The sequence below is a fragment of the Pedobacter punctiformis genome, from assembly GCF_027213715.1.
Lineage (GTDB): Bacteria > Bacteroidota > Bacteroidia > Sphingobacteriales > Sphingobacteriaceae > Pedobacter > Pedobacter punctiformis.
This window is the reverse complement of sequence record NZ_JAPWGM010000001.1, coordinates 375,756-402,596: the sequence shown is the minus strand read 5'-3', so window position 1 is coordinate 402,596 and position 26,841 is coordinate 375,756. Positions and strand designations below refer to the sequence as shown.

Sequence of the window (26,841 nt, the reverse complement as noted above, 5' to 3'; positions counted from 1 at the left end):
TATATGGTGCCAGGTTTCTGGTTAGATTAAAACAGCTTAAAATCCATCAGCATGTCCAGTTGCGAAAATTCCTCTAGAATTTAGATAAAGCATTAAAAGATCTGGTAAGGGAGCGCCTGGTTTCAATTCTGATTTATTCTTTAAATCAATAGTCGAACAATCATAAACTTCACAGTAATTACAATTAATATCTCTCCAGGTAATTTTTCGGCATACCCTTGCTTTTGTCTGGCAACATGATAAATTCTTCTCAGGAGGTAAAATATAAGTTAACCTCAAATAATCTCCTGCATTTAAAATTTTACCATTAGGAAATGAAAATATCACTTCGTTATTATTAGAGGTAATTGCGGTACCATTTCCATAGGGTTGAATGGCGGGACCATTTAAAACTCCTCCAACACTTACTCCTCCAAAAATGGAACCAAGGTTACTGGTTCTTATCTGACATTGTTTACAGTCTTCAAGGCCATCTAACCACTCAAAACTGGTAACTTCTACTTTTATTTCGGTAATAGGGACATTTGAAGGGGCTGTAATATTATAGTATTCTACGCTATAAGTTCCTCCGTTATAGGGATAACTGGGCGGTACAGATACAGGAGTTACCATTTTTAAGGTGTTTTGACAGCAAGAATTTACCTGGCAAATTGACTTCCAATCATTATTTATGCCTGCAATTACACCACTGTTAGTAGAAGTAGTAACGATAGGATTAGCTAAAAACAGGAAAGTTGCCTTAATTACAATATCATAATTTCCCGCTGGAACGCTGCTGAACAGTGACATCGGGAATGAAAAAGTTTTAGTCACCGTATTGATATTACCTGACGGAATTTGTACTGTTTGACCAGTAACAGGAAGGCCATTTTGATAAAGCGATGCTTGCAATGATGTTAATGTACCTGCACTGGTAGAATTATGAGGTAAAGAATATGAGCCAGATACTGAAGCACTTGGTCCACAGTCTTTCGAAATTGCTTGTAAACTTGCATCTCCCATATCAGAATTTTGGCATCCCATGCAAATATCATCTAAATAGGCATAGCCAAAATGTCCGGCATGAGTGCAGTCGTTAACAATAAACTCTATTGTAATGGTTTGTCCTATATATCCCGATAAATCAACTCTTCCACAAGTCCATGGCCTCATTGCAATTGATTCTGTGTACGGAGGTGGCATTCCACTTAAAAGAAAAGGATTATTAAGTGCTTCAATGGGTGTTGTTGATGCACCTGTTATAGCAGGTAATATAGGAACATAGGAGGTTGATCCCGATTTTACCCTCACTCCAAAGGCAGGAGCCTGGCCAGCAGTATGTGAATTTGCACTTGTGAAAGGGTCTTGTAGTACTAAGGCATACCAAAAAGTGAGTTGTGAATTAGCGGCTGTAATTGTAACAGTTTTATCTATAGATTCTGCACTACAATAAGGTAAAATACCTGTTCCTTCTTTTCTTCCTAATTTAAGAGCCCTGTTTCCTGAGTGAACTTTTGGTAATGCCGGAAATAAATCATCGTAACCAGTTGAAACAATTTCCCATTGTGAAAGTGCTGTTGTGGATGTGATTGCAGAAGTGTGTAATGTGCCTGTGCCACTTTCATTAGCATTAAATACAATTGCATTACCAACCTTTCTATTATCTACCATTTTCCAGGTCCAATTAGAAAAATTCTTAATTTCAAATCCACCATCATCACATATATCAGCTTCTCTTAATAGAGGCGGTTGATATAATTTGTTATTGTTTATTGCCTTTTTTAATGATAAGATGTATTTTTCTTTAAAAGTTTTTAGCTCTTTGGTTGTTATTTTCTGTTCTCTTGCTGCGCTTTCAGCTAATCTATTATAATCCTGCCCAAGACATAAGCTTGTTGTAAAACAAAGCATTAATATGAATATTATATTTTTCATCTTATTATAATTTAAAGTTTTGTTGGTATTTGAGAAGTTTCGGCAGCCGTAGAGGGACTTGCTGTTCCACCACCATTTATAGAACCACAAGCTCCGGTGCGTGAAATGGTAGATCTTACCAGTTTTTCGCAGACATGGCAATCTTTATCCCAAACGGTGTATCTTATCCATAATTCTACAGTATCGCCACAACATGAATTGGGTGGAACTCCTAAAGTGTGACTAATACTAATCGCTGTAGAAAGATTAACACCTGAACTGTTTGCACTATTAAAGGTCAATGACCGGGTTATAATGGGGTTAGAATTTCCACCCCCATATGTTGACGGATTTCCATTATTGTCCCAGCCCGAACTGATAATTTTATTTGTACCAACAAAATTATTCTGGTTTATAGAGAGGTTATTACATTTAATACAATCGTTATTTGCAGGAATGTATTTTACACTCACTAAATCTGCATCTATTCTTGTTATATTGTTAGGGGAGGAAATAGAATTAACAACATTAATGGTCCCCGCACTAGCATTTAACTGGCTAATTGAAACTGAATTTGCAGTTATAGGATTTAGATCGCATGGTTCACAACAATTAGGCAGATTAAGCAATATTGGATCATCACAATTGCCTGAAGCACCGGCATTAATGGTGTGTCCTTTAATGTTTAATGATGTAAAGCCGGATTGAGGAACAAAATCAAAAGTTATGGTTTGCGTGGCTCCTGATGCAATGAAATTTTTGGCAGTTACAGCAGGAGAAAGATTACTAATTGTAGCTGTGCCACCGGGTAAAATTTCCACGTAATTGCCATTACTTGTAGTTTCTATATTGGGATTACTATAATGACCCAAACTTGATACACCTATAGCAGAAGAATTTTTATAATAAATTGTAATGGAATACTTTTTATTTCCCTGCAAATCCTTTCCATTACATTTTATATCAACGTTTTGAACATTAAAATTACAGGTTGACTGAGTTTTTTGTTGAGGTTTATTAAGATGTTCAAATGTTTTTACCGCATTTCTATCTTGTTCATCAATGGCTTTTTGAATATTTTCAGGTAATTTCAGTTCCTCTATAGCATCTTTGGTTTTATCTTGCTCATCTATTATTTTTTGAGTATCAGTAAAATATCTTTTTCCCCTTACTGCGCTTTTATCACCCATACGTATAACTTTTCCTTTCAATCTAGCCGTATTTTTCTCCCCACCAATTGCAAGCATTAGCCCGCCATTTATACCAATGGCATTATATTTTGTTATTTTTGTTGCTGTTGTATTAGTACCCGTTAACATTTGATCTATGTTATAAAAGCCTTGTGTATTGGATGTACCCTGGGGTTTAAATGTTGTGGCTGCGTTAGTAATTGCTGGCCCTATAGTATAATTCCCCTCTACAAATAAACCAAGCCTGCCGGGAAAATAGGATAAACGCAATTTTGGAATAAAAGCGAATCCGTTGGTTTTAGTTTCCGTTTGGCTGTATAGGTTATAATCATAGGTTTTTCCATTGACTGAGCTACTTTGTGTCACAGAAAAAGCCTTTTGCTTAATATTAATATAAGCCGCGTTTAAAATTGGTGAAACAGTAATTTGTCCAAAAGAAAAATTGGCTTGTATACCGGCCTCTGTTTTAAATCCAGCTGCCTTCGGGCTGCCAGTTCCTTTTGCAACAACTGTTGGGTTGTTGGTTTGACCAGTTATGTTATAGGGGCTATAATTGGTGATATTGTAATCTTTATTTCCACTGAAATATTCTGCACCTGCATTAATACCAAAGGTTTTATTAATTACGCCACCACTTGCTCCACCATAAGAAAGTACAGGTACATAAGCCCCAATGCTAAACTGAGTTAAGTTAGATAAGTTGGCGTTATTTTTTGTCGCTGTACCCGGACTTGTAATACCGCCACCAACAGATAGGAGCATGCTACCACCTGGGTTTTTTCCGCCTTTTGTCGTTATTCCACCATTGGGGCTTCCCGGTCTTTCAAAGGGGGTTTGCGCTGTTACGTTTAGTATGCAGCAGAAAATTAATATTGTAGTAAATATTCTTTTCATAATAAATGATTTTAAAAATTTTGAATTTTTTGAAGATGAATTTTATTTGAAGCATCAGGGTTAATACCTGTTGGTTTTCATGATCCTTCTGTGAATCCATTTAAATTGATGATACGTTCTTTGGAGGAAGAATAATTTCTCCGAGATTTTTCGAATAATTTTTTTCATAATGATTTACGTTAATGTCATTATGAAATTGAACATTTATGCAGATGGAAAAATCCCTAGATATAGGTAGGCAGGAAAAGTTTAAATTAAGACTTAAGATTTTTATAGAAGTAGGCAATAGCTTCGCCTAAAGATGATATATGAAGTTTTTCGTAAATCCGTTTGGTATGGGTATTGATCGTTGTATAACTTACCCCAAGTTTATCTGCTACCATTTTATAGCTTAAACCTTCGGCCAGAAAAGATAAAACCTCGTTTTCTTTGGGACTTAGGGGTGATTTCTTTTTAGATGGCTTGAAATAGTCGAGTACTTTTTGAGCAATTGCAGGGTTCATTGCAGCGCCACCTTCGCTTACCTCTTCAATGGCCTGTAAAATGCGTTGAGGCTTATCATTTTTTAAAATATAACCACTGGCGCCATTTTTTATACTGGTAAATATTTTCTCACTGTCATCATAAGCCGTTTGCATTAACACCTTAACCTCCGGAAATTTATTTTTAATCAGTTTTAAGCCTTCCAATCCATCAACTTCAGGCATATTAATATCCATCAGCACCACATCAGGATAACAGCTTTCTATATCCTGTATTGCATTTTTACAATTAGAAGCCTCACCAATAAATTTAAGATTATCGTTCAGGCTCAGCAAGGCTTTAAGGCTGTCTCTTCTGTCAGTACTGTCATCATAAATAAAAATGCGGATGGCCATAATACAAAGCTAAATTATAATCTACAAAGCATTGTCATTAAATTAAGGGATAAGCGGAATATTAACCAAAATAGTTGTGCCATTTTTTAAGACTGAATTAATGGTAAATGTTCCATTTAATTCTTCAGTTCTTTTGCGCATGTTGGCCAGCCCATTGCCTTTTTCCTCACAAATATTAAATCCGGTTCCATTATCCTGGATAATCAGTTGAATCAGGCTATTTTTAATTTTTAAACTGATAAGCGCTTCTGTGGCACAACTGTATTTTACAACATTGTTAACCGCTTCTTTTGTAATGAGTACAATGTTTTTGCGTGTAGAAATATCTCTGATAACCTGATTTACGGTTGGATCGATTAATATTTTATAATTGATATTTGTTGCACCTAAAATATCATTGGCAAAATTCTTTATGCGACTGCTAATCGTCATAAATTCATCCTTACCAGGTTTCATACTCCAAATGATATCGCCTATTTTATCAGCAAGATTTTTAGACTGATCTTCGATTTTATTAAGAATTTTTTTTGCTTGCTTCGTATCTGTATTAATGAGTTGATTTGCCACAGCGCTGTTTAATTGCAAGCTGCTTAAAGTTGCACCAATATCATCATGTAAATCAGCCGTTATCTTCTTTCTCTGTAATTCTAAAGCTAGTTTTTGTTCGAAAATGGTTTTTTGTCTTTGAAGTTTCATCAGGTTAAACCACCAAAAGGTTATAGCTGTTATTAAAATGGCTATTGCAGTCCAAAACCATAATGCTCTGTAAAAAGGTGTTTTAATAAAGAAATTGAGTTTTAAAGTTCGTTTACTAATTTGATTGTTTACATCTACAGCTCTGATCAAAATGGTATGACTTCCACTGTTTAGTTGAATATTTAAGGTATTTCCATCTAAACTACTCCAGTTTTTATCACTATTTAAAGCATATTGAATTGCTTTAAAATGTCCGCTGAGTTCTATTCCGGCAAATTGAAGCGTAATGTTATTTTGATTGCTTTCCAATGTGTAGCTTGTAGATATTGGCTTATTTACCTGATTTATTTTAACATCAGTTAACTCAGGAGAGATTTCAAATTTTGGATTTTGATAATTTGCAGGAACTACAGAAATGCCATTTTCAGTGGCAACATAAACCGTATCATTTTTAATGGCTAAATCATTTATGGTATTTGATGATAAACCATCGGTTTTAGAAATGTTATTAATAGTGTAATTCAGGTTATTGCCGGTAAATTTATATTCTAAAATGGCTATGCCCTTTTTACTGCCAATCCAAATTTTATTTTGATGAGCAAGCATGCAGGTAATGTTTTCTGGAAGGCTTGCGTCTCTTTTGATAGAGGCAAATATTTTATCGTTTTTAAAAATCAACAAATTTCCACTTAAAGAGCTTGCCCACAACGTACTATCTTTTGCGAAGGTTAAAACCGATAAGTTTTCATTTAGCGAAGCTTTATTTAAAGGAATGAAAGTTGAAATATTTGCATTTAACGAATATTTGTATAATCCTTTTGGTCCCAGATAATAAATTTGATTATCAGTGGCTTTTACCAAGCTCAGTGCCCGGTCATAATCACTATTTAAGAAACGGGTTTTTCCATTGTTTAAGTTTAATTCTTTAAGCCCCCATATTGTTCCCAAAATAATCAGACTATCATTTAAAGCAGCAGCTGTTTTAAGCGAGATGAGTTCATTTTTAGGGCTAAAAATGTTAACATTTGGTTTAAAATTAATACTGTATCCCATATCCTTTATCAATACAGTTTTATCCTTAACACATATTATTTTCCTAATCCATATGGGATAATTTATATTATGAAATTGAAATTTCTTTATTCTGTTATTTTTTATGCTTAAAATCTGCCCATAATAATTGCCGGCAAACAATTCATGGTTGTCATTTATTGCAATGCTTAAAAAATTTGGTTTAACATAGTTCGATGAGGTATTAATATTTCCAATTTTATTGTTGCTATAATAAGCCAGCCCTTCATCCAGTGTACCTACCCATATATTTTTAAATCTATCAATGTAGGCACAATTTGCATTAATGTTGTTTTCTAATTTGCCTATACCGGATAAATTATTTTTGTCATATACATATACGTCACCTTCAGGGCTCGTTAAAACCATGTTTTGATTAGAAAATTTGTGCCAGGCTATATTTTTAGGAACGATAAGCGAATCTAATTGATAAGAAAGCGGGGATACATTGATTTTAGAAATTTTATAGACTATATTTTTGATTGTAAATTGAAAAATTTCGTTTTGTGTAAAATACCTCTTTGCAAAATTAAATTTAGATTTCAATACAATAGAGTCAATCAATTTATCCTTTGAGTAGAGGTAATTTGAATTCTCTTTTAAATAGGTTCGGAACCTTATAGATATAATTCCCTTTTTAAAGGTTAATTTATCTTCTATTTGAGATTTGTACCTATAATCAATTATTTTTTTGTTTTTAAAAATAACACAACCTATTTGATTGTAAAATTTTATAGAGCCATCTTTTAAATTCGAAGACGCCAATAAAGTTTTAGAAATAATATTTAAATATTTATGGTTCTTAATGGTTACAAAACAACCACGGATTTCATCGAAATAGGCAGGAAGTTGTTTATAGCTGTTTGCCCAAATATTGCCATCGCCATCTTTTAATATTTGAAGAACATCATTAGAAGGCAGCCCATTTTTTATCGAGAAATTTTGAAAATATTTACCGTCGAAGCGCGAAACCCCATTATCTGTTGCTATCCATAAAAAACCTTTGTTATCTTCAACAATATCATAAATATGATTGCTCGGTAAACCCTCATTCGTAGTAAAAGTATTTCGTTTTACATACGATTGTGCTTGCATGGATATATAAAAGCCCTGCAAAAGGATTAATATGATGAGAGCGTTTTTAATGATTTGGTTTGATTGGTTAAATAAAGATAACCAAAAAATAATGAAGATAATTTTGGCATATTGAATTCATTAACCCCGCATCAATTTGTTATTTATCTGACTTAATTTTTCTTTTTGATGCTTTGGCCAGCGGATTAAAATCTAAAGCAAGTTTTACCCAATAGTTAAGTTCCCGGTGACTTTGTAATACTTCCTCTTCTACAAAAACATAACCTTTCATGATTATTTTTCCATGAACCATTTGTGTACAACCATTTTTTTCGACTAGTTCTTCTTCCTGCTCAGGATTAATCCTCAACATTAGTTCATGCTGTTTTACCCCAATGCACATTTTGTCATTTACCATAAATACCAGCCCACTAAACATGAGTTTTTCTTCAACTTTTTCTAAATGCATTAAAAGTTCGCGAACGCGGTCGGCTAATGTTTCATTGTATTTTATCATCTTTTATATATTTAATGCCAGCTGAAAGGAAGAATTTTTTTATCAAGTCGTATTTTCCTTCACAAAGAACACCTATCTCAATTTTATCAGAGCTAAGTTCATTACCACGGCATTCAAAACAAAGCTCAATATATGCTGCAACGTTATCTTTTTCATCGAAGAATAAAATCGCATTTCTGGGATTATAACACCCAAATCTTTCAATAACCAAAACCTGATTTTTTTTAACGGAAGCATATCCATAATTGTATAAGATATTTGTAAGCGCATTAATTTGTAACGGGGATAAAATTTTTATTTCTTTTGCTTTACTTGGATAAAATTTATGATTTTTCACTGGGAAATAACCAATAGAATCAATTTCTACATTTGCAATTGGGGTGTTTTTAGAAGAATCTATCATTATTAGCTTTGGTTCAGGATAATTGGATTGTTCAAATGAAATAAGTGCAACCTTTTGGTATTTATTAAATGGATAGAATTTTAATCTATATTGCGCTGAATAGCTATTTCTGTATTTGCAAATTTGATTATTGATTTGGTTGTTATATTCTTTCCTACCTGGAGGTATTGGAGGTGGCATAGATTTGGTTTTCATTTTTTGTGCAAAAGAAGTGAAACCAAAAAGCCAGAGTAATACAATAAATACCGTTTTGCTTTTCATTTTTCTTAAAAGTAATAAATAATTTTGCGGAAAATAACATTACCAATATTAATAAATATTAAATTTGACCTATGTTGTTAAACTGCTATCAGCAAGAATTTTTAGAAGCCGGATGTGATGAAGCGGGGAGAGGTTGCCTTGCAGGGCCTGTTTTTGCAGCAGCGGTAATTTTACCTAAAGATTTTTATCTGGAGGGTTTAAACGATTCTAAACAACTGAGTCATAAGCAAAGAGAAGATCTTCGGCCAATTATAGAAAAAGAAGCGCTGGCCTGGGCCGTAGCTTCAGTAGATCACGAAGAGATAGACCAGATTAATATTTTAAATGCATCTTTTCTGGCTATGCACCGGGCCATCCAAAAATTAGCAACACAACCACAGTATTTGGTTATTGATGGAAACCGTTTTAAGGCTTATCCGCAAATTCCGCATAGTTGCATTATAAAAGGTGATGGAAAGTATTTAAACATTGCCGCAGCTTCTATTTTGGCTAAAACCCATCGTGATCAATTTATGAGTAATCTTCACACAGATTTTCCCCATTACAATTGGGCACAGAACAAAGGTTACCCTACAGTTGCCCACCGCAAAGCGGTAATAGAAATTGGTTTATCGCCATTTCACCGTAAAACTTTTAATGTTAGCGATCCGCAGCTGGAACTGTTTTTAAAAAACGCTTAAATTTCGTATTTTCACGGCATTGTGAAGATTTTGCTAATTACTAAGCGGGTTCCCTTTCCGCCAAATAGTGGTTATCCAATTGTGGTTTATAATACCATAAAAGGCTTGCTGCAGCTTGGTGCAGATATTACTTTGTTTAGCCTTAACCCATCAAAAGGCAAAATCGATATTGAAGATATTTATGACCCTATTTTTGACCAGATCAAATATTATACTTACGATCTGGATACCGATGTAAATGTATGGTCTGCATTTTTTAATATTTTCACAAACGAATCATATAACGTCTCCAGGTATTTTAGTGAAGATGCTGCAAAACAACTGGAAAGTATTTTGCGTGAAAATATTTTTGATATCATTCAGTTTGAAGGTCTTTTTGTGGTTCCTTACCTGGACACGGTAAAAGCAAACAGTAATGCAAAGCTGATTTACAGAGCACACAATATTGAATTTACGATGTGGGAACGGCTTTCACATTTGGAAAAATTTATTGTAAGGCGTAAATATCTTGCTTTCCTTGCGCAACGGTTAAAAGCTTACGAAACAGATCAGATTAACCGCTTTCATCAAATTTTTGCCATTAGTGAGCCCGACAGACAGGATATTTTAAGGTTTGGTTGCGAAGTTCCGATGAGTGTTTTTCCGGTAGCTATCGATTTAGAAAAATATAAAGTAGATAAAAGTAAAACCAGTTTCCCTACTTTATTTCATTTAGGTGCTATGGACTGGCGGCCCAATCAGGAAGGGTTGGAGTGGTTTCTGGATGATATATGGCCAGATATTGAAAAATTAAACAAAGATCTTCGTTTTTATATCGCCGGAAAAAATATGCAAAAACATTTCTTCGAATACGATTCTGAAAACCTGATTGTGGAAGGAGAAGTGTTCGATGCCGTAGACTTTATGAATTCAAAGGCCATTATGATTGTTCCGCTTATTTCAGGAACGGGTATGCGGGTAAAAATTATTGAGGGGATGGCAATGAAGAAATGTATAATTGCGACCACAACGGCTGCAGAAGGGATTAATTGTAAACATGGGCACGATATTTTAATAGCAGATTCTGCCGATGAATTTTACCGTTCCATTCTTCAATGCATCATAAACCCTAAAAAATGGATGGAAATCGGTGATAATGCTCGTAAAACTGTCGAAAATGACCACAGTATCCAGTTGATTACTTCTAAAATGCTCAAAATTTATGAAGGACTGGTTAGTGTTTAGTTTTTCTTCATTTAATGGTTTATTTCTTGTACTTTTTTTAGTTAAATAAACCCGATTGGAGTGAATTCCGGTTTTTCTCCGGGAGAAACAAAAAGCGGGGCTAAAATAGCCATAGAATGCTGCTATTCATTTCCAAATAACAAAGCAAATTTCCTTTAAAATTAACCTCAAATTTTTGTCTTTTTCTTAGTAGTTTTGCCGACAAGAAAATCAAGAATGAAAAATACGGCATTAACAGAAAAACACATCGCTTTAGGCGCTAAAATGGTCCCATTTGCAGGCTACAATATGCCTGTTACGTACGAAGGTATAAACGCAGAACATGCAACTGTTCGTAATGGAGTTGGTGTTTTTGATGTAAGCCACATGGGTGAGTTTATTTTAAAGGGTGAAAATGCTTTAGATTTAATTCAACGTGTAACCAGTAATGATGCTTCTAAACTTTATGATGGTAAGGTTCAATATTCTTGCCTGCCAAACAAAGACGGGGGTATTGTAGATGATCTTTTGGTTTATCGCCTGGATGAAAAAAGCTATATGCTTGTTGTAAATGCATCGAATATTGAAAAAGACTGGAACTGGATTCAGCAGTTTAATACCAAAGCAGTAGAAATGCACAACATTTCTGATAAAACTTCTCTTTTAGCTATTCAGGGTCCTAAAGCAGCAGATGCTTTACAAAGTTTAACAGATGTTGATTTAGCATCGATGGAATATTATTCTTTCGTTAAAGGAACTTTTGCGGGCGTTGAAAACGTATTAATTTCTGCAACTGGTTATACCGGTGCTGGTGGTTTCGAAATTTATTTTGAAAACGAGCATGCAGAGGTAATCTGGAATGCAATTTTTGAAGCAGGCGCTGCCTATAACATTAAACCAATTGGTTTAGGTGCCCGTGATACCTTACGTTTAGAAATGGGTTTCTGTTTATATGGAAATGATATCGACGATACAACTTCACCAATTGAGGCTGGTTTAGGCTGGATTACCAAATTCTCAAAAGCTTTCACCAATTCTGAGGCATTACTGGCACAAAAAGAAGCTGGCATTCAAAAAAAATTAGTAGGTTTCGAAATGGTCGATCGCGGTATTCCACGTCACGATTATGAAATTGTTGATGCTGAAGGAAATGTTATTGGTAAAGTAACTTCAGGAACACAGGCTCCATCCTTGCAAAAAGCAATTGGTATGGGTTATGTAGCAAAAGATTTTGCAAAAGAAGGTACTGAAATCTTTATCAGCATTCGCAACACACCAATTAAGGCAAAAATTGTTAAGTTTCCTTTTTATAAATAATTTTCAGGCAATGGGTAAGGTTTAAGGTTCAGCGTTAAAATGCCAGAGCCTTAAACCTTACACTTTAAGCCTTATACCTATACTTCAATGTCAAAAAAAATAGAAGTTTGTTTAACACCGGCGCTGATTGATTTATATGATATTGAGCAAAGCATTGTTGTTGTTATTGATATTTTAAGAGCAACCTCTTCCATTACTTACGGAATTGACAATGGAGCAGAAGCGATTATTCCGGTAGCAAACGTTGAAGATTGTTTGAACTATAGTGATCAAGGTTATTTACTTGCCGCTGAACGAAATGGCGAGGTGGTTGCCGGCTACGATTTTGGTAATTCTCCTTTTTCTTATACCAAAGATAAGGTTGCCGGAAAAACCATTGTTTTAACTACAACAAATGGAACCAAAGCCTTGCATTTGGCTAATAAAAGAGCTTTTCAGGTGGTAATAGGTTCTTTTTTAAACTTAGATTCACTTTGTACTTATTTAAAAAATCAGGATAAAAATGTGCTTTTACTTTGTGCGGGATGGAAAGATCAGTTTAATTTAGAAGATACTTTATTTGCCGGTGCAGTAGTAAACAAACTTAGAAAAAATTTCGAGCATTTTGATGATTCCAGCGTAGCTGCTGAAGATTTGTACTTGCTGGCAAAAGATGATTTAAGACAATATTTACATAAATCTTCGCACAGTCACCGTTTGGCCGAATTAAATATTGAAGAAGATGTTGTTTTTTGTCTGCAGCTAGATGTGTGCGAATCAATCCCGGTTTTAGAGGGCGAGCGATTGGTTGCACTTAAAAAATAATCCTGCCGAAATACGCTAAAGCATTCCTGGCAAGATTAATAAAGTTATTTTGTAATCAGTGCTCTGATTGTTGGGCTGTTTTTAATGGTTTTTAAAGCCTCTTCATGCGCCAGCCAATAAATATCTTCTGCTCTTTTCATGTCGAAAGTGCTGATGGCACCCAAGCCTTTAGGTTCAATCATTACATTACAGAATTTGGCCTTCCTTTCCATATCATGATTAATCGACATAATGCCGGCTCTGCCCATTAAATTGGTGATTCCGGTAATTTTATCTACAGGCTTAAGGTGATTGCAGGACGATCCGATAATAAAATCGCAATCTTCCATCAACGGTTCAACAGGAAAATTATTTAAAATTCCACCGTCTACGTACATCTGCCCATCAATCATAATCGGTTTAAAAATGCCTGGGATACAACTGGACGCATGTATGGCACGGATCAACGGACCTTCTGTAAAGTAAGTTAACCTGCCTTCGCTAAAATTAACAGCCGCAATGGTTAAAGGAATTTTAAGTTTTTCTATATGGTCGTCCGGAAAATATTCTTTTAAAATTTTGGCTGTATTTTCAATATTAATTAAACCGAGCGACCCCACCGAAGGACGAACGAAGCGCCATAACTTGGTTTTTAAAAAAATATTTAAACCTTCTTCGGGATCTATGCCTGCTGCAAAAAAGGCGCCTGCTATTGCGCCTGCACTGGTGCCACTAATATGACTAAAAGTGATCCCTAAATTACTGAATGCTTTTAAAACACCTAAATGCGCTATTCCTCTGATGCCTCCGCCTGATAATACGATTCCAACTTTCATTTATATATGTGAGATGATAGTGATTAGATTTGAGAACGATTATTTGTTACAAATATTTGATTTTATTGAAAATTAGTCAGCTAAATACTACTTCTGTTTGGGTTTATATTTCGACAAATTTAAAATCTTCTGTGCATCCTTTTCGGCCATTAATTGCTGTAAAGTTACCTGTGGATTTTCCTTCATATATTTGCGAACAATTTGCCAGCCCGTCCAAACGCCAAGCTTCGGTGCAGAGTCACGGTTTTCTCCAAGCCCCGGTGTAAATGGTCCTTCGGAAAGGAATACCTGGATTTTTTGATAATCCGTTTGATAAAGGAAATTATTTTCCAGGAAATAAGCCCAAATGTCGCCTTCAAAGTTTTGGACCCAGCCCAATTGATCAGTTGTATAACCAATTTTAGTTGAGTCGGTAATATTTTCGGGTAATACCTTATCCAGGAAGTATAAAATTTTTCCCTGAAAAATCATTTTCGATAAAAGCGATTTGTTTTCATCCGGTTCAGGAAAAAGCTCCTCATGTGCGTAAGTTTCTGCAACACGCGGAACAATATATTCCGGTGTAAACCGCTTTGATAAATACAGGGGTACACTTTCAATAATCCCTTTGTAAAATTTACTGTCTTTACCCAAAAACATATCCAAACCAATGCCTAAATATTGATCGCCTACGGGCATTTGATAAGAAAACCCCGATACAAAGGCAATAAACCTTGGCATTTTTGCTTGTGGATAATAGTACTTAATGTATTTAAAAGTTTCAGTTAAGCCTGCTTCCTGTGCTTTTAAGTTTGGAAAAACGCTGTCAACCTCTTTAGTTAAATCGGTATAAGCCTGATCTTTATAAAGCGTGTTTAGTATTTCTGCATTACTGTATTCAGGCGTTCCAACCATACGGTGGATATAATCATCGTAGAATAAACCATAATTTTTATTTAAAAAGGCATCGGTTTGCGAAATGTCTTTCCCTTTACCTGCATATAGTGCCTGATCAAATCGTTCTACTTTAATATCAAGGTTTATTTTACTTACATCAGGCCGGTTGCTCTGTTTACAGGAAATAAATGTGATGGCAAAAAGAAAAAATAGATAAATTTGCCTGTGTTTTACGTTATACATCATGTACAACAAATATAAACACATAAAGCATGAAAAAAATAGGAAATATGAGTATTCTCGCAGGTGTGACTTTAAATAATGGTTTTATTAATATTGTAACAGATAAGAGCAAAAATGTTAAAAACCATTATATCGCATTAAACCCGGGAATATTCTTTTAATACCCTATTATTGAAATGTAGCTATCCTGATTTTTAATGACTAAGAAATAAATCATGAAGGTGCATAACCTTTTAAAAACAATTATATTCTAATGAAAATAGCATTAGCACAACTTAATTATCACATTGGCAATTTTGAGTTTAATACTCAAAAAATCATCAGCAATATAGAAGCCGCTAAAGGTAAGGGCGCAGATTTAGTTGTGTTTGCCGAACTGGCTATTTGTGGGTACCCGCCACGTGATTTTTTGGAGTTTGATGAGTTTATCTCGCTTTGTGAAAATGCAGCCCGGGAAATTGCCAAACATTGTACAGATATTGCCTGTATTGTAGGTTTGCCAGTTAGAAATGATGTTTTGCAAGGTAAAGACTTGTTTAATGCAGCTTATTTTATTGAAGGAGGTAAGGTAAAGGCCATTACAAAAAAAGCACTTTTGCCAACTTATGATGTATTTGATGAGTATCGCTATTTTGAGCCTGCAACACGTTTTAAATGTATAGATTTTAAAGGAAAAAGAATTGCATTAACCATATGTGAAGATCTTTGGAACATCAATGATAATCCTTTGTATGTTTCTAACCCAATGGACGAGCTGATTAAGGAGCAACCTGACGTGATGATTAATATTGCGGCTTCACCATTTTCTTATACACATGATGAAGAGCGCATCCGGGTTTTGGCTGATAATGCCAAAAAATATAAACTTCCGCTGTTTTATGTAAACCAGATTGGTGCGCAAACCGAAATTATTTTTGATGGAGGCTCTTTAGTTTTTGATGCGGAAGGAGAGAAAAAAGCCGAAATGAAATCTTTTGAAGAAGATCTTCAGGTTTTTGATTTGGAAGAAGTAGAAAGTGTGCGCAATAAATACCCCGAAGGCCCACGCGCTACTGATATTGAACAAATACACGATGCCTTAATTTTAGGGATCCGGGATTATTTTAAAAAATCTGGTTTTACCAAAGCTGTTTTGGGTTTATCTGGCGGGATAGATTCTGCTGTAGTTTGCGCACTGGCTTGCCGGGCATTAGGTGCAGAAAATGTGATGGCTGTTTTAATGCCTTCTAAATTTTCGTCAGATCACTCTGTACAAGACGCATTAGGTTTAGCCAACAATATTGGCTGCATGCACGAAATTATTCCAATTAAAGAAGCTGCGGAGGCTTTTGATCATATGCTGGCACCTGCTTTTAAAGGTTTGCCTTTTAACCTGACAGAAGAAAACATACAGGCCAGAATCCGCGGTACCGTGTTGATGGCGATGAGCAATAAATTTGGATACATTTTGCTTAATACTTCTAATAAAAGTGAATGTGCGGTAGGCTATGGTACGCTATATGGCGATATGTGTGGTGCTATTGGTGTAATTGGTGATGTTTACAAAACGCAGGTTTTTGAATTGGCTAAATACATCAATAAGGAAAGAGAAATTATTCCGGTTAATACCATCGTTAAACCACCATCAGCTGAATTAAGACCCGATCAGAAAGATTCTGATTCGCTGCCTGATTATGGCATCCTGGATAAAATCCTTTATGAGCATATCGAATTAAAAAAAGGCTCGGCCAGAATAGTAGCCGCAGGTTATGATGAAGCCCTGGTGACAAGAATTTTGAAAATGGTTAATATCGCTGAGTTTAAACGTTATCAAACCCCACCAATTTTGAGGGTATCACCAAAAGCTTTCGGCATGGGCAGACGAATGCCGATTGTAGGAAAATATATGATTTAATAAAAACCCCCTTGTTAAGTTAATCCTAACAAGGGGATAAATTAGTTTTCGTCTTTCCGCTTTTGTTTAAGCTAAAGTAGCATCAACTGTTATTTTAGTATTCAATAATTTAGAAATCGGGCAATTTTTCTCTGCATCTGCAACCAGTTCATCAAATTTTTCTTTTGATAATCCAGGAACGGTAGCAGTTAATGTTAAATGAGATTCTACAATTGCGCCTTGTGCAGGATCTAAATTAATATCGCATTTAGTTTCTAATTTTTCGGCAGTAAAACCTGCTTCATCTATATTAAAAGAAAGTTTCATAGTAAAGCAACCTGCGTGCGCTGCAGCGACTAATTCTTCGGGGTTTGTACCTACGCCTTCTGCAAAGCGGGAGTTGAAAGAATACTGTGTATTGCTTAATGTTGTACTTTGAGTGGTTAAATTACCTTTACCTTCTTTTCCTGATCCTTGCCAAACGGCTGTTGCATTTCTTTTCATGTTCTATGTGGGTTTTTGATGATTGCTAAACAAACAATTAAAGATAATCGAATGTTTGTTTAGTAAGTACAATTATTTATGATCAATTGATAAACTTTTGATTACGTAGCGTATCTAAATTCTAAAAATTAAATCGTTATGAAAAAGACATTAATTTTCTTGAGTTTTGCCGTTTGTTTAAGCAATTGCTCTAAAAAGCTGCCTTAATCTGTTTCTGTTAAAGTGGGTTCTTGTTTGAAAAATTTACCTTTAATTGATTGGAAGAGCAAAGTGCCAACTCCAATCATAATGGATATATCTGCAAAATTAAAAACACCTGTTTGGAAGATTTTAAAATCCATGTGCATAAAATCCGTAACCGAACCATGAACAATCCGATCGTAAAGATTTCCGATTCCGCCACCAATTAAAAAGCATAACGCAATTTGAAAGGTTTTGGGCAGGTTTTGCTTTGTAAACAAGAAGTAAAGGCCATAGCCTAAAAATAAGATGGGTAAGCCCGATAAAATAATAAGCCTGAAAACGTAAGGCATATTATCGCCCAAACTTAAAAAGGCGCCGCTGTTTTCTACTTTAGTTAAAGTAAAGCGATCTTTAATTACACTGATGTGTTCATATTCGCTAATGTTATTTCTGACAATATTTTTAGAAACCTGATCGCAACCTATATTAAGTGCCAGTATAAGCGCTAAAAAAATTAAACGCATGGTTTGTTTTTGCTTCATAGGTTTTATTTTTTTATCCACTTTCTGTAAGGAATAATTAAGGCTAATAAAATGGCAGCAAAGCTTAATAGTTTAGCAATAACATCACCACTTTTTACATAGAAAGTAATTTCGTCATTTAAATTAATATCATTTTTAATTGCAGTTCTTGTCCACCAGGCTGTTCTTTTTACTACATCGCCCCGCTGATTAATAAAACATGAAATACCTGTATTGGCTGATCGGGCAACATCTCTGTGGGTTTCAATAGCCCTTAATTTGGCATACATTTCATGCTGATCTTTACCTGATGTATTGCCCCACCAGCCATCGTTGGTAATAATGGCAATAAACTGAGCGCCATTTTTAACAGATTTCCCGATCCAATCGCCCCACAAACTTTCGTAGCAAATTACAGGCGCCGCACCAATTCCACTTTGTGCATAAAAAACACCAGGTTCATCCTGCCATCCCCATCCGCTAACACTTCCTCCCAGTTTTGCAAAAACAAAGTCTAAGAATGAAAAAACTTTTGGGAAGGGCATTTTCTCCGCACCGGGTACGAGCTTGGATTTATGATAAAACTGAACATTGGAAGAATTTTCAACCTGCATGGCAGAGTTATAATTATCCCAATACCTATTGCCTTGTTCATCATATTTTGCGGAGATGGTTTTTTTGTCCGGATAAAACCTCACACTTTCAATACCGGTAATTAAAGATCCGTTTTTGTATTTGCTTATAAAATTCTGCAGACTAATAAAATCAGGATTTGATCTGATTCTGTCTTCATCAGCATAGTTCGGAATGGCGGTTTCGGGCCAGATAAAGTACTCTGTGTTCACTTGTCCTATAGAATCGGATAGATGAGTCAAAATTCTGATTTGCTCAACGGGAGGAATATTTTCCAGCTTTTGATACGGATCTATATTCGGCTGAACAACTACAACATTGGAAGGTGTTCCTTTTTGCCCGGCATTATAATATTTAGTTAAAGAAATCCCGATGGGGATCAATACCACCAATAACCAAATGGCAGTTGGTCTGTATTTCAAATACCCACTTTGAGATTTTAATTTTTTATAAGCTTCAAAAGCCAGAATATTACTGATTAATATCCATAAAGAACCACCATAAACACCGGTATAATCATACCATTGGGCCAGTTGGTGCATACCTGCTAATCCATTACCCAAGGTCATCCAGGGGAAAGCTAAATCCCATGTTTGTTGCAGATATTCTAACGCAATATAAAAAGAAATTAAACCTGCATACGTTATCTTTTGATTAACATACCTGCCTAAACGATAATACAGCCAAAAAGCCGAAGTCATTAAAAAGGCACCTAAACCATAAGGAATTAAAGAAACAGGAAGTGCAACCGCTGCTCCGTTGTAGGCTTTTACAGCATTGTAAACCCAATAAATTGAAGCCGTATTCCAAACTAAGAAAGTTAAACCTGCGGTTAAAAATAATTTTTTGCCGGTTTTTTTAACATCACTTTTAATAATGGCATCCAAAGCAATAAATAGGGGTACCAAACCAATTAACAATAATGGCGTGGTGTAAGGCATGGGTGGCCATGCCAGCCAAAGTAAAATTGCACTAAGTAAGGCGAGGAGGTAAGTTTGTTTGGATTTCATATAAGATTACTGGTTAGCCTGAGACAATAAAAGTCTCTGTACGACAGGAACTGACCTTGTTTTTTAACATAAATGATGCAGTGCAACTAGGTTTAGAGATGCTTCCAGTCTCAGGCTGACGAATGGATTACTTACAAACTATCTAAAATAGTTGCTTTCTTAGCTTCGTACTCTTCCTGCGTAATCAGGTGTTTATCGTATAAAGTTTTAAGCTTGCGCAATTTTAAAGTCGTTTCATCTTCGGGCTCTTCTACAACCTCGGCAATTTGAATTACAGGTTGTTCGGGCTCAGGCTCTGCTACCGGAATATCTGCAAAGGCTTGTGGCTGCGGCGTTAAATTAACGGCTGCAGCTGAAGCCCTGTTTTCTTCCAATAATTGTTGCCTTAACAATTCTTTGTATTGCTCCAGCTGGTCGTTTGCAGCCTGGTGTAATTTTCTCGCCTGTACTTTTGGAATAAATTCAGTTACGATGTTTTCGCCATGCTGCGGAACACAGATAAATTTTGAACCAAAAAACTCTTCTTTAAAGGAAACTTCTTTAACACTCTTCCACGAAATATCTTTAAAATTCATGGTCAGGCCCAAATTACTTGGCTCACAGTAAAAAATACGTTTGTTGGTAATGGCAATGCTGTCAGGAGCAAGGTTAACGGCTGGTTTTTTTTGTACCGCTAAGTATAAAATTTCCTCACCGGTTGTTAAAAGGTCATTTAATTTTCCAATCACTTTTTCAACAGCCTTTGGATCCTGTTCGTCACTTAAAAATCTATCTATGCTAATCATAATTCTTTTTTAAATTGATGTGTTTTATGTTTGCTGATTTATTCAGCATCTTCATATTTGTTTTTTGTTTTTCCTGCAGGCTTTCCTGCAATGCAAATTACAAATTCTCCTTTTAAAATATTGTTTTCAAAATGCGATTTTATTTCTGCAAGCGTTCCGCGTACGGTTTCTTCAAACATCTTGGTTAACTCTCTGCTTACCGATGCCTGTCTGTCTGCGCCCAGGTACTGAGCAAATTCTTCCAGGGTTTTTAATAAACGGTGCGGACTTTCGTAAAGTATAATGGTGCGGTCTTCTTCTGTCAGTTTTTTAAATTTTGTTTGTCTGCCTTTTTTAACGGGCAAAAAACCTTCAAAAACAAAGGCATCCGCAGGTAAACCAGAATTCACCAGCGCCGGTACAAAAGCTGTTGCTCCCGGAAGACATTCAACGGCAATTTCATTTTTAATTGCCTCGCGTACCAGAAAAAAACCCGGATCGGATATGGCGGGCGTTCCTGCATCAGAAATTAGGGCGATCTTTTGGCCTTCATTCAAAAACCTGATAATTTCAGAAGTTGCCTTATGTTCATTATGCTGATGATGCGCAAAAACCTTTTTGTCAATACCGAAATGTTTAAGCATTGGTGCACTGGTACGTGTATCTTCGGCCAAAATTAAATCACATTCTTTTAAAATCCGGATAGCCCTGAAAGTCATGTCTTCCAAATTGCCAATTGGTGTTGGTACAAGAAATAGTTTACCGTCCATTAATTTTAGATGTTAGATTTACGAAATACGATTGGAAGTTGCATATAAAAATCTCAAATCGTAACTCGTAATTCGTAATTCAATCTTATCTTTGTTAAAAATTAAAATAATGCTGCAAGTTAACTATATCCGCGAAAATAGAGAGAAAGTTTTAGAACGTTTAAGTATACGTAATTTTAAACAACCAGAATTGGTAGATGAAATCATCAAAATTGATGAAGAACGCCGCCAAACTCAAACTTCGCTGGATAGCATCTCTGCAGAAGCAAATGCCGCTGCCAAACAAATTGGTGATTTAATGCGCACCGGTAAGAAGGAAGAAGCGGAAGCAATAAAAGCGCAAACAACCTCTCATAAAGAAAATATTAAAGGTCTTTCTGAAAAATTAGCAGAACTGGAAACCAGTCAGTTTAATTTGCTGGTTCAGTTACCTAACTTACCGGGAGAATTGGTTAAAAAAGGATCAACTGCAGAAGAGAATGAAACCATTTATACGTATGGTGAACCTGCAAAATTACCTGGAAAGGCTTTGCCACACTGGGAATTGGCTGCAAAATATGATATTATAGATTTTGAACTTGGTGTAAAAATTACCGGCGCAGGTTTTCCGGTTTATAAAGGCAAAGGAGCGAGATTACAACGTGCCCTAATCAATTTCTTTTTAGATCATGCGGTTGATGCTGGTTATAAAGAAATGCAGGTACCTCATTTGGTTAATGCTGCTTCAGGCTTTGGAACAGGACAGTTGCCGGATAAAGAAGGACAGATGTATCATTCAACTGTTGACGATTTATATTTAATTCCGACAGCTGAAGTTCCGGTGACCAATTTATATCGGGATGTAATTTTAAAAGAGGAAGATCTTCCAATCAGGAATACAGCTTATACACCTTGTTTCCGCAGAGAGGCCGGTTCTTATGGTGCGCATGTTCGTGGTTTAAACCGCTTACACCAATTTGATAAGGTAGAACTTGTTCAAATTACGCATCCGGATCAATCTTACGAAACGCTGGAACAGATGAGTGAATATGTTCAGTCTCTTTTGAAAGAACTGGGTTTACATTATCGTGTATTGCGTTTATGTGGTGGTGATATGGGTTTTACTTCAGCAATGACTTACGACATGGAGGTATGGAGTGCCGCACAGGAACGCTGGTTAGAAGTGTCTTCAGTTTCAAACTTTGAAACCTATCAAACCAACCGTTTAAAATTACGTTTTAAAGGCGCAACCGGAAAAACTCAACTGGCACATTCGTTAAATGGAAGTGCATTGGCTTTACCCCGTATTGTAGCTTCTATTTTAGAAAACTACCAAACAGAAAATGGAATTAAAATTCCGGAAGCTCTGGTAAAATATACAGGTTTCGATAGGATTGACTAAGTTTCAACTCAATCGTTTTGGCTCAGGGGCCAAAATAAAAAAAGCTTCACAATTTAAATTGTGAAGCTTTTTTTATTAGAGAAATGTGATGTTTTCTAAAATAGATTATAGGATCAAAATAAGCAGTAAAATGATGATGATAATTGCACCAACTGAAAGATAAACACCTCCGGAGATTGCACGGGCTTGATTTTTCATCTCTCTTAACTCTTTACGCAACGCTTTACGTTCTGCTTTAGTTAAATTAGATTTATCCATGTCTCTGATTTCTTCAACACGGCTTTTGATTTTTTCCAATTGAACCGTTTGTTCAGCCGTTAACTCAGTAGGATTTTTTGCTGGTTTGTCAGCAGCTTGTGCAGCATTAAAACTAAGTCCTAAGCTGAAAATTAAAGCTAAAGTGTAAATGAATTTTTTCATAATATTTAAAATTTAGTGTTCTGATGATTTCATAACAAAAAACCTACCAAAATGTTGTGGTAGGTTTTAAAATAATTGTAATTAAATATTAGATGATTACTTAATCTCGAAAACTGCGTTTACAGTGAAGTTTAATTTAATCTTTTTAAAATCAATTTCAGGGGCAGATTCAGCAGCTCCGTCAGCCATTGCCGATTTCATCGTGTAATTTCTGTAAACAGGTTGTATTACATTGTCGCCACCATCCTGAATCTCGATTACACTACCTAGTTTATCTCCTAGCGCCTCAACCATGTAAGCCGCTTTTTCTTTTGCGGATAGTAAAGCTTTAATCTTTAAATCCTTTTTTAAACTTTCGATTTTAGAATAATCGTAGCTTTCGATATTGGTATTTGAAATTCCTTTAGGATCAATTGAACCAATAATATCGTTAAACTTGTTTAAGTCGCTTACTTTTAAACGATATTGTTTGCTTGCTAAAAAGTCTGGATTCTTTTTCTTTTCAGTTTCGTAATTCCAGCTGTTTAAATTGCTTACTGTTAAGTTTTCTTTGGCAATACCTGCTTTTTGTACGGCAGTAAATAATTGATTTTCTAAAGTAGTAATTTCAACTTTTTTCTTGCTGTTACCGTCCTTTAAATATTCCTTTAACGAAATGCTGATGTAGATGATATCAGGTGTAACCTCAGTTTCAGCGGAACCGCTAACATTAATTTTTCTACGTAAATCTACTTGTTGAGCCATGGCAGTTGTTAAGCCAAAAAATGCAATTGATGCAAATATTAATAACTTTTTCATATAACTAATTTTCTTTGTGTGTTTTCTTAATGATGTAAAAACCATACCAATTCCACACTGAAGGCAGATTATTTTTTATTTTATTTTCCGGGTCCGGTGTATTGTCTTAATAGTCAGGGAGTAATATCGCATTAAAAATCTCCTTTTATTTAAAGTTCTGCCTGTTTTATAAATGCCCGCTCAGTCTAAAAAGAATATTGTCTTACCTGATTTATTAATTAATAACACTAATTAAAGTTAGGTAAAACCTGAAACTTTAACCGTATATAAATAAAAGTAAATGTTTTTTTAATGGATAATTTCCCTTGAGAGAAAAAATTATGCGCAAGGTTTTATGCTTAAATAGACGGAATTATAAATGATTATAAAACCTGGCGCAGCAGAATATTCTGCAATAATTTGGACGTTTTGAGGCTTTAGCCTTAAAACCAGAGCGTAAAACTTAAAGATTAAATTTTAGCAACCTTAACAGCGGTTGGTCCTTTCTGACCCATTTCTACTTCGAAACTCACTTTATCACCTTCTTTAATTTGCATGGTTAAACCATTAGCGTGTACAAAAATACTGTCTTGTGTTTCAGTATTTTTAATAAAGCCATAACCTTTACTATCATTAAAGAACGTAACTGTTCCTTTTTTAACAGGGTTTTCATCAATAATATCTTCCTGTCTTGAAATACCGATCTGGATATCTTCTGTATTAATGATTTTCTTTTTCTTTGGATCTGGTGGAGTAGATGAAATGTTACCATTCTCATCAACGTAAGCCATCATGTCTTCTAACTTCAAGCCTTTTTTAGCATTTGCCTGACGTTCTTCTTTTTTTTCCTGTTTGTCGTTTTTCTTTTTTAATCTTTTCTTTTCGTTCTCTTTTTTACTGTACGTTGCCTGAGATTTAGCCATATTTTATTTAATTGTTTTGTGATCCGGGAATGAAATATCCGGGATTTGTACAAATATAACAATACTAAATTACAATCACGATTTTATTCCTGGGCATGTAAACCGCTGTAAATTAAACCTGATGGACGAACTGCAGATTCAAATTTTTAATCAGGAGGTAAAGTGTACAGTATGACGGTTTAAGCTAAAGAACTTCACATTAAGAAAAATGGACTTTATCTTTTTTGCCAGTCTTCTTTTTTAATCTCGTATATAAAATTCCATTTCGTAGGTTCGCCATAATAGGCAATTTCCTGTTCAGCAACCTTAATCGCTCCTAATTTTTCAGTTGCTTTTTGCGAACGAAAATTTTGTGCACCGATGTGTAAAATGATTTTGTCTGCAAAAAGAAAAGCATGGTCAAACATGAGTTTTTTCATAGCTTTATTGTGGCCATTGCCCCAGTAATCGCGGCCAATAAAAGTATAACCAACCGCTACAGATTTATTTTCTTCGTCAAGCTCGTAGTATCTTGAGCTGCCTACTACATTTCCCGTTGCTTTTTCCAGGACAAGAAAAGCGCCATTAGACTCCATAGCGCCTTTAAAAAAATTTTGGAAAACTTCTCTTTGATAGCGGTTTTTGTTTGGATGTTGTTCCCAAACCAAAGGATCAGAAGCAACCTGGTATAAAACTTCAAAATCAGTTTCCTTCAAGGGAACCATTTTTATTAATTCATTTTCCAATACGGGTTGTAGCTCGAAATTCATGGAGGTAAATTAATAAAAAAATGGCTGACGAAACGCCAGCCATTATGTTTTTATCGAAAAAAAACATTCAAATTACTATGATTGCAATAGCGCAACCAGGCAACCGGATGTTTATTTTAAGATACTAATCCTTCTATTTCTACCATTTCATTAGTATCTTTCTGATAGTCAACTTGATCAATTTCGAAACCGAACAGGCTTAAAAAATCAGATCTGTAGCCTGGTAAATCGCCAATAGTTGGTAAGGTTTCAGTTGTTGCTTCTTCCCAAAGTTTAGCCACCTGAGCCTGTACATCTTCACGCATTTCCCAATCGTCAATTCTAATTCTGCCTTTATCATCGGTAGGAATAGGCTTCCCTGTATATAAACGATCGGCATATAAGCGCTGAATTTGCTCTATCGTACCTTCGTGAATGCCTTCTGCTTTCATTACTTTGTATAATAACGAAATGTATAAAGGAATAACCGGAATTGCAGAACTTGCCTGAGTAACCAGGGCTTTATTTACAGAAACGTAAGCTTGTCCGTTAATGTCTTTTAATTGATCGCCAATTTTAAATGCAGTAGCTTCCAAATCGTCTTTAGCACGACCGATTGTACCTTTGCGGTAAACAGCTTCTGTTAAAGCAGGGCCGATGTATGAATAAGCTACGGTTGTGGCTCCATTTGCCAGTAAATTTTCAGCTTTTAAAGCGTCAATCCACATGGCCCAGTCTTCGCCACCCATAACAGCAACTGTATTGGCAATGTCTTCTTCGTTAGCCGGCTCAATGGTAACTGTAGAAACGTTTCCGGTGTGGAAATCTACTGTTTTATTGCTGAATGGGGCACCAATAGGTTTTAACACTGAGCGGTGCAGAAATTCTGTATCCGGGTGTTTCCTAACCGGTGAGGCTAAGCTATAAATGATTAAATCAACCTGACCTAAATCAGTTTTAATTAATGCCAGGGTTTTTTCTTTAATTTCTTTTGAGAAAGCATCTCCATTAATGCTTTTTGCATATAAACCAGCAGCATGTGCTTCTTTTTCGAAAGCAGCACTATTGTACCATCCAGGTGATGCTGTTTTACCTTCAGAAGGCGCTTTTTCGAAGAAAACACCAATAGTAGCTGCATCAGAACCGAAAGCAGCGGTAATTCTTGATGCTAAACCAAAACCGGTTGACGCACCAATTACCAATACTTTTTTAGGGCCGTTAATTGCACCTTTAGATTTTACATACTCAATTTGGTTCTTTACGTTTTGTGCGCAACCATCAGGATGCGAAGTTAAACAGATAAAGCCCCTCATTCTTGGTTCAATAATCATCTTATTATTTGATTTTTATGTTTGTAATTTTTAAAAATTAAGGCAAATCCTACGGATTTTAAACCCTTAAAATAGCCAAATCTTTAACGAAGATAAATTTTTAATTGTTTATGGCTAAATGAAATTTAAATATTACAGGTTTTAGCATGTTTAAAACACTAATATCCATGTGGAATGGAAATCGGGCTGGTGAATTAATGCCGTGTTA

25 protein-coding genes are annotated in these 26,841 nt (G+C 35.4%); 7 read left to right on the top strand and 18 right to left on the bottom strand.

Annotated elements, in window-relative coordinates; translation table 11 throughout:
* Positions 1-36: 36 nt before the first annotated feature.
* The 6 genes from O0955_RS01795 to O0955_RS01770 all read right to left on the bottom strand — a co-directional run bounded on the left by O0955_RS01795 (position 37) and on the right by O0955_RS01770 (position 8,877).
* Entirely contained in the window at positions 37-1,914 is a 1,878-nt protein-coding gene (locus tag O0955_RS01795; protein ID WP_269425814.1) for a hypothetical protein, read from the bottom strand.
* Positions 1,915-1,925: 11 nt separating this feature from the next.
* The gene (locus O0955_RS01790) at positions 1,926-3,977 is read right to left on the bottom strand and encodes a hypothetical protein (protein ID WP_269425813.1); all 2,052 of its coding nucleotides are present in this window, start codon (positions 3,975-3,977) and stop codon (positions 1,926-1,928) included.
* Positions 3,978-4,231: 254 nt separating this feature from the next.
* Positions 4,232-4,855, bottom strand: coding sequence for a response regulator (locus O0955_RS01785; protein ID WP_269425812.1), 624 nt, complete (start codon positions 4,853-4,855; stop codon positions 4,232-4,234).
* Positions 4,856-4,897: 42 nt separating this feature from the next.
* Positions 4,898-7,717 (bottom strand): sensor histidine kinase, encoded by a 2,820-nt coding sequence (locus O0955_RS01780; protein ID WP_269425811.1) that lies wholly within the window; start codon positions 7,715-7,717, stop codon positions 4,898-4,900.
* 139 nt (positions 7,718-7,856) lie between these two features.
* A complete protein-coding gene (locus tag O0955_RS01775; protein WP_269425810.1) occupies positions 7,857-8,213 on the bottom strand; it encodes a TfoX/Sxy family protein in 357 nt (118 codons plus the stop codon).
* Positions 8,197-8,877, bottom strand: a complete 681-nt coding sequence (locus O0955_RS01770) for a hypothetical protein (RefSeq protein WP_269425809.1) — start codon at positions 8,875-8,877, stop codon at positions 8,197-8,199. Before O0955_RS01770 ends, O0955_RS01775 begins: the two co-directional genes overlap by 17 nt.
* Before the next feature lie 71 nt (positions 8,878-8,948).
* Between O0955_RS01770 and rnhB the strand changes: the two genes are divergently transcribed.
* The 4 genes from rnhB (at position 8,949) to O0955_RS01750 (ending at position 12,881) form a co-directional block, all read left to right on the top strand.
* Positions 8,949-9,557, top strand: a complete 609-nt coding sequence (rnhB, locus tag O0955_RS01765; protein WP_269425808.1) for a ribonuclease HII — start codon at positions 8,949-8,951, stop codon at positions 9,555-9,557.
* Positions 9,558-9,578: 21 nt separating this feature from the next.
* Entirely contained in the window at positions 9,579-10,781 is a 1,203-nt protein-coding gene (locus tag O0955_RS01760; protein WP_269425807.1) for a glycosyltransferase family 4 protein, read from the top strand.
* Between the two features lie 216 nt (positions 10,782-10,997).
* Positions 10,998-12,077 carry a glycine cleavage system aminomethyltransferase GcvT gene (gene gcvT, locus O0955_RS01755; protein WP_269425806.1) on the top strand — a complete coding sequence of 360 codons (1,080 nt, stop codon included), beginning with the start codon at positions 10,998-11,000 and terminating at the stop codon, positions 12,075-12,077.
* A gap of 87 nt (positions 12,078-12,164) precedes the next feature.
* Complete coding sequence (locus tag O0955_RS01750; protein WP_269425805.1) at positions 12,165-12,881, top strand: 2-phosphosulfolactate phosphatase; 717 nt, start codon at positions 12,165-12,167, stop codon at positions 12,879-12,881.
* 44 nt (positions 12,882-12,925) lie between these two features.
* Here O0955_RS01750 and O0955_RS01745 read toward each other — a convergent pair whose 3' ends face one another.
* Together O0955_RS01745 and gldB are read right to left on the bottom strand one after the other, a co-directional pair.
* Positions 12,926-13,696 (bottom strand): patatin-like phospholipase family protein, encoded by a 771-nt coding sequence (locus tag O0955_RS01745; RefSeq protein WP_269425804.1) that lies wholly within the window; start codon positions 13,694-13,696, stop codon positions 12,926-12,928.
* 87 nt (positions 13,697-13,783) lie between these two features.
* Positions 13,784-14,818: a gliding motility lipoprotein GldB gene (gene gldB, locus O0955_RS01740; protein WP_269425803.1), complete on the bottom strand. Its 1,035-nt coding sequence runs from the start codon at positions 14,816-14,818 to the stop codon at positions 13,784-13,786.
* Between the two features lie 26 nt (positions 14,819-14,844).
* On the opposite strand from gldB, the gene O0955_RS01735 reads away from it, so the two are divergent.
* Positions 14,845-14,976 carry a hypothetical protein gene (locus O0955_RS01735; protein ID WP_269425802.1) on the top strand — a complete coding sequence of 44 codons (132 nt, stop codon included), beginning with the start codon at positions 14,845-14,847 and terminating at the stop codon, positions 14,974-14,976.
* 92 nt (positions 14,977-15,068) lie between these two features.
* Complete coding sequence (locus O0955_RS01730) at positions 15,069-16,709, top strand: NAD+ synthase (protein ID WP_269425801.1); 1,641 nt, start codon at positions 15,069-15,071, stop codon at positions 16,707-16,709.
* 66 nt (positions 16,710-16,775) lie between these two features.
* On the opposite strand, the gene O0955_RS01725 is transcribed toward O0955_RS01730, so the two are convergent.
* The 5 genes from O0955_RS01725 to rsmI all read right to left on the bottom strand — a co-directional run bounded on the left by O0955_RS01725 (position 16,776) and on the right by rsmI (position 21,073).
* Complete coding sequence (locus tag O0955_RS01725; RefSeq protein ID WP_269425800.1) at positions 16,776-17,192, bottom strand: OsmC family protein; 417 nt, start codon at positions 17,190-17,192, stop codon at positions 16,776-16,778.
* A 203-nt stretch (positions 17,193-17,395) separates the two neighbouring features.
* Entirely contained in the window at positions 17,396-17,917 is a 522-nt protein-coding gene (lspA, locus tag O0955_RS01720) for a signal peptidase II (RefSeq protein WP_269425799.1), read from the bottom strand.
* Positions 17,918-17,922: 5 nt separating this feature from the next.
* Complete coding sequence (lnt, locus tag O0955_RS01715; RefSeq protein ID WP_269425798.1) at positions 17,923-19,539, bottom strand: apolipoprotein N-acyltransferase; 1,617 nt, start codon at positions 19,537-19,539, stop codon at positions 17,923-17,925.
* Positions 19,540-19,670: 131 nt separating this feature from the next.
* Positions 19,671-20,324, bottom strand: coding sequence for a PH domain-containing protein (locus tag O0955_RS01710; protein WP_269425797.1), 654 nt, complete (start codon positions 20,322-20,324; stop codon positions 19,671-19,673).
* 38 nt (positions 20,325-20,362) lie between these two features.
* Positions 20,363-21,073 (bottom strand): 16S rRNA (cytidine(1402)-2'-O)-methyltransferase, encoded by a 711-nt coding sequence (gene rsmI / locus O0955_RS01705; RefSeq protein ID WP_269425796.1) that lies wholly within the window; start codon positions 21,071-21,073, stop codon positions 20,363-20,365.
* Between the two features lie 109 nt (positions 21,074-21,182).
* On the opposite strand from rsmI, the gene serS reads away from it, so the two are divergent.
* Positions 21,183-22,454 (top strand): serine--tRNA ligase, encoded by a 1,272-nt coding sequence (serS, locus tag O0955_RS01700; protein ID WP_269425795.1) that lies wholly within the window; start codon positions 21,183-21,185, stop codon positions 22,452-22,454.
* Positions 22,455-22,559: 105 nt separating this feature from the next.
* Here the strand turns inward: serS and O0955_RS01695 are convergent, their stop codons facing one another.
* The 5 genes from O0955_RS01695 to fabV form a co-directional block, all read right to left on the bottom strand.
* Complete coding sequence (locus tag O0955_RS01695) at positions 22,560-22,874, bottom strand: hypothetical protein (protein WP_269425794.1); 315 nt, start codon at positions 22,872-22,874, stop codon at positions 22,560-22,562.
* Positions 22,875-22,970: 96 nt separating this feature from the next.
* Positions 22,971-23,672, bottom strand: coding sequence for an SIMPL domain-containing protein (locus O0955_RS01690; RefSeq protein ID WP_269425793.1), 702 nt, complete (start codon positions 23,670-23,672; stop codon positions 22,971-22,973).
* 449 nt (positions 23,673-24,121) lie between these two features.
* Entirely contained in the window at positions 24,122-24,574 is a 453-nt protein-coding gene (locus O0955_RS01685; protein ID WP_269425792.1) for a cold-shock protein, read from the bottom strand.
* Positions 24,575-24,789: 215 nt separating this feature from the next.
* A complete protein-coding gene (locus O0955_RS01680; RefSeq protein WP_269425791.1) occupies positions 24,790-25,323 on the bottom strand; it encodes a GNAT family N-acetyltransferase in 534 nt (177 codons plus the stop codon).
* Between the two features lie 116 nt (positions 25,324-25,439).
* Positions 25,440-26,633, bottom strand: a complete 1,194-nt coding sequence (gene fabV, locus O0955_RS01675; protein ID WP_269425790.1) for an enoyl-ACP reductase FabV — start codon at positions 26,631-26,633, stop codon at positions 25,440-25,442.
* Positions 26,634-26,841: the final 208 nt, after the last annotated feature.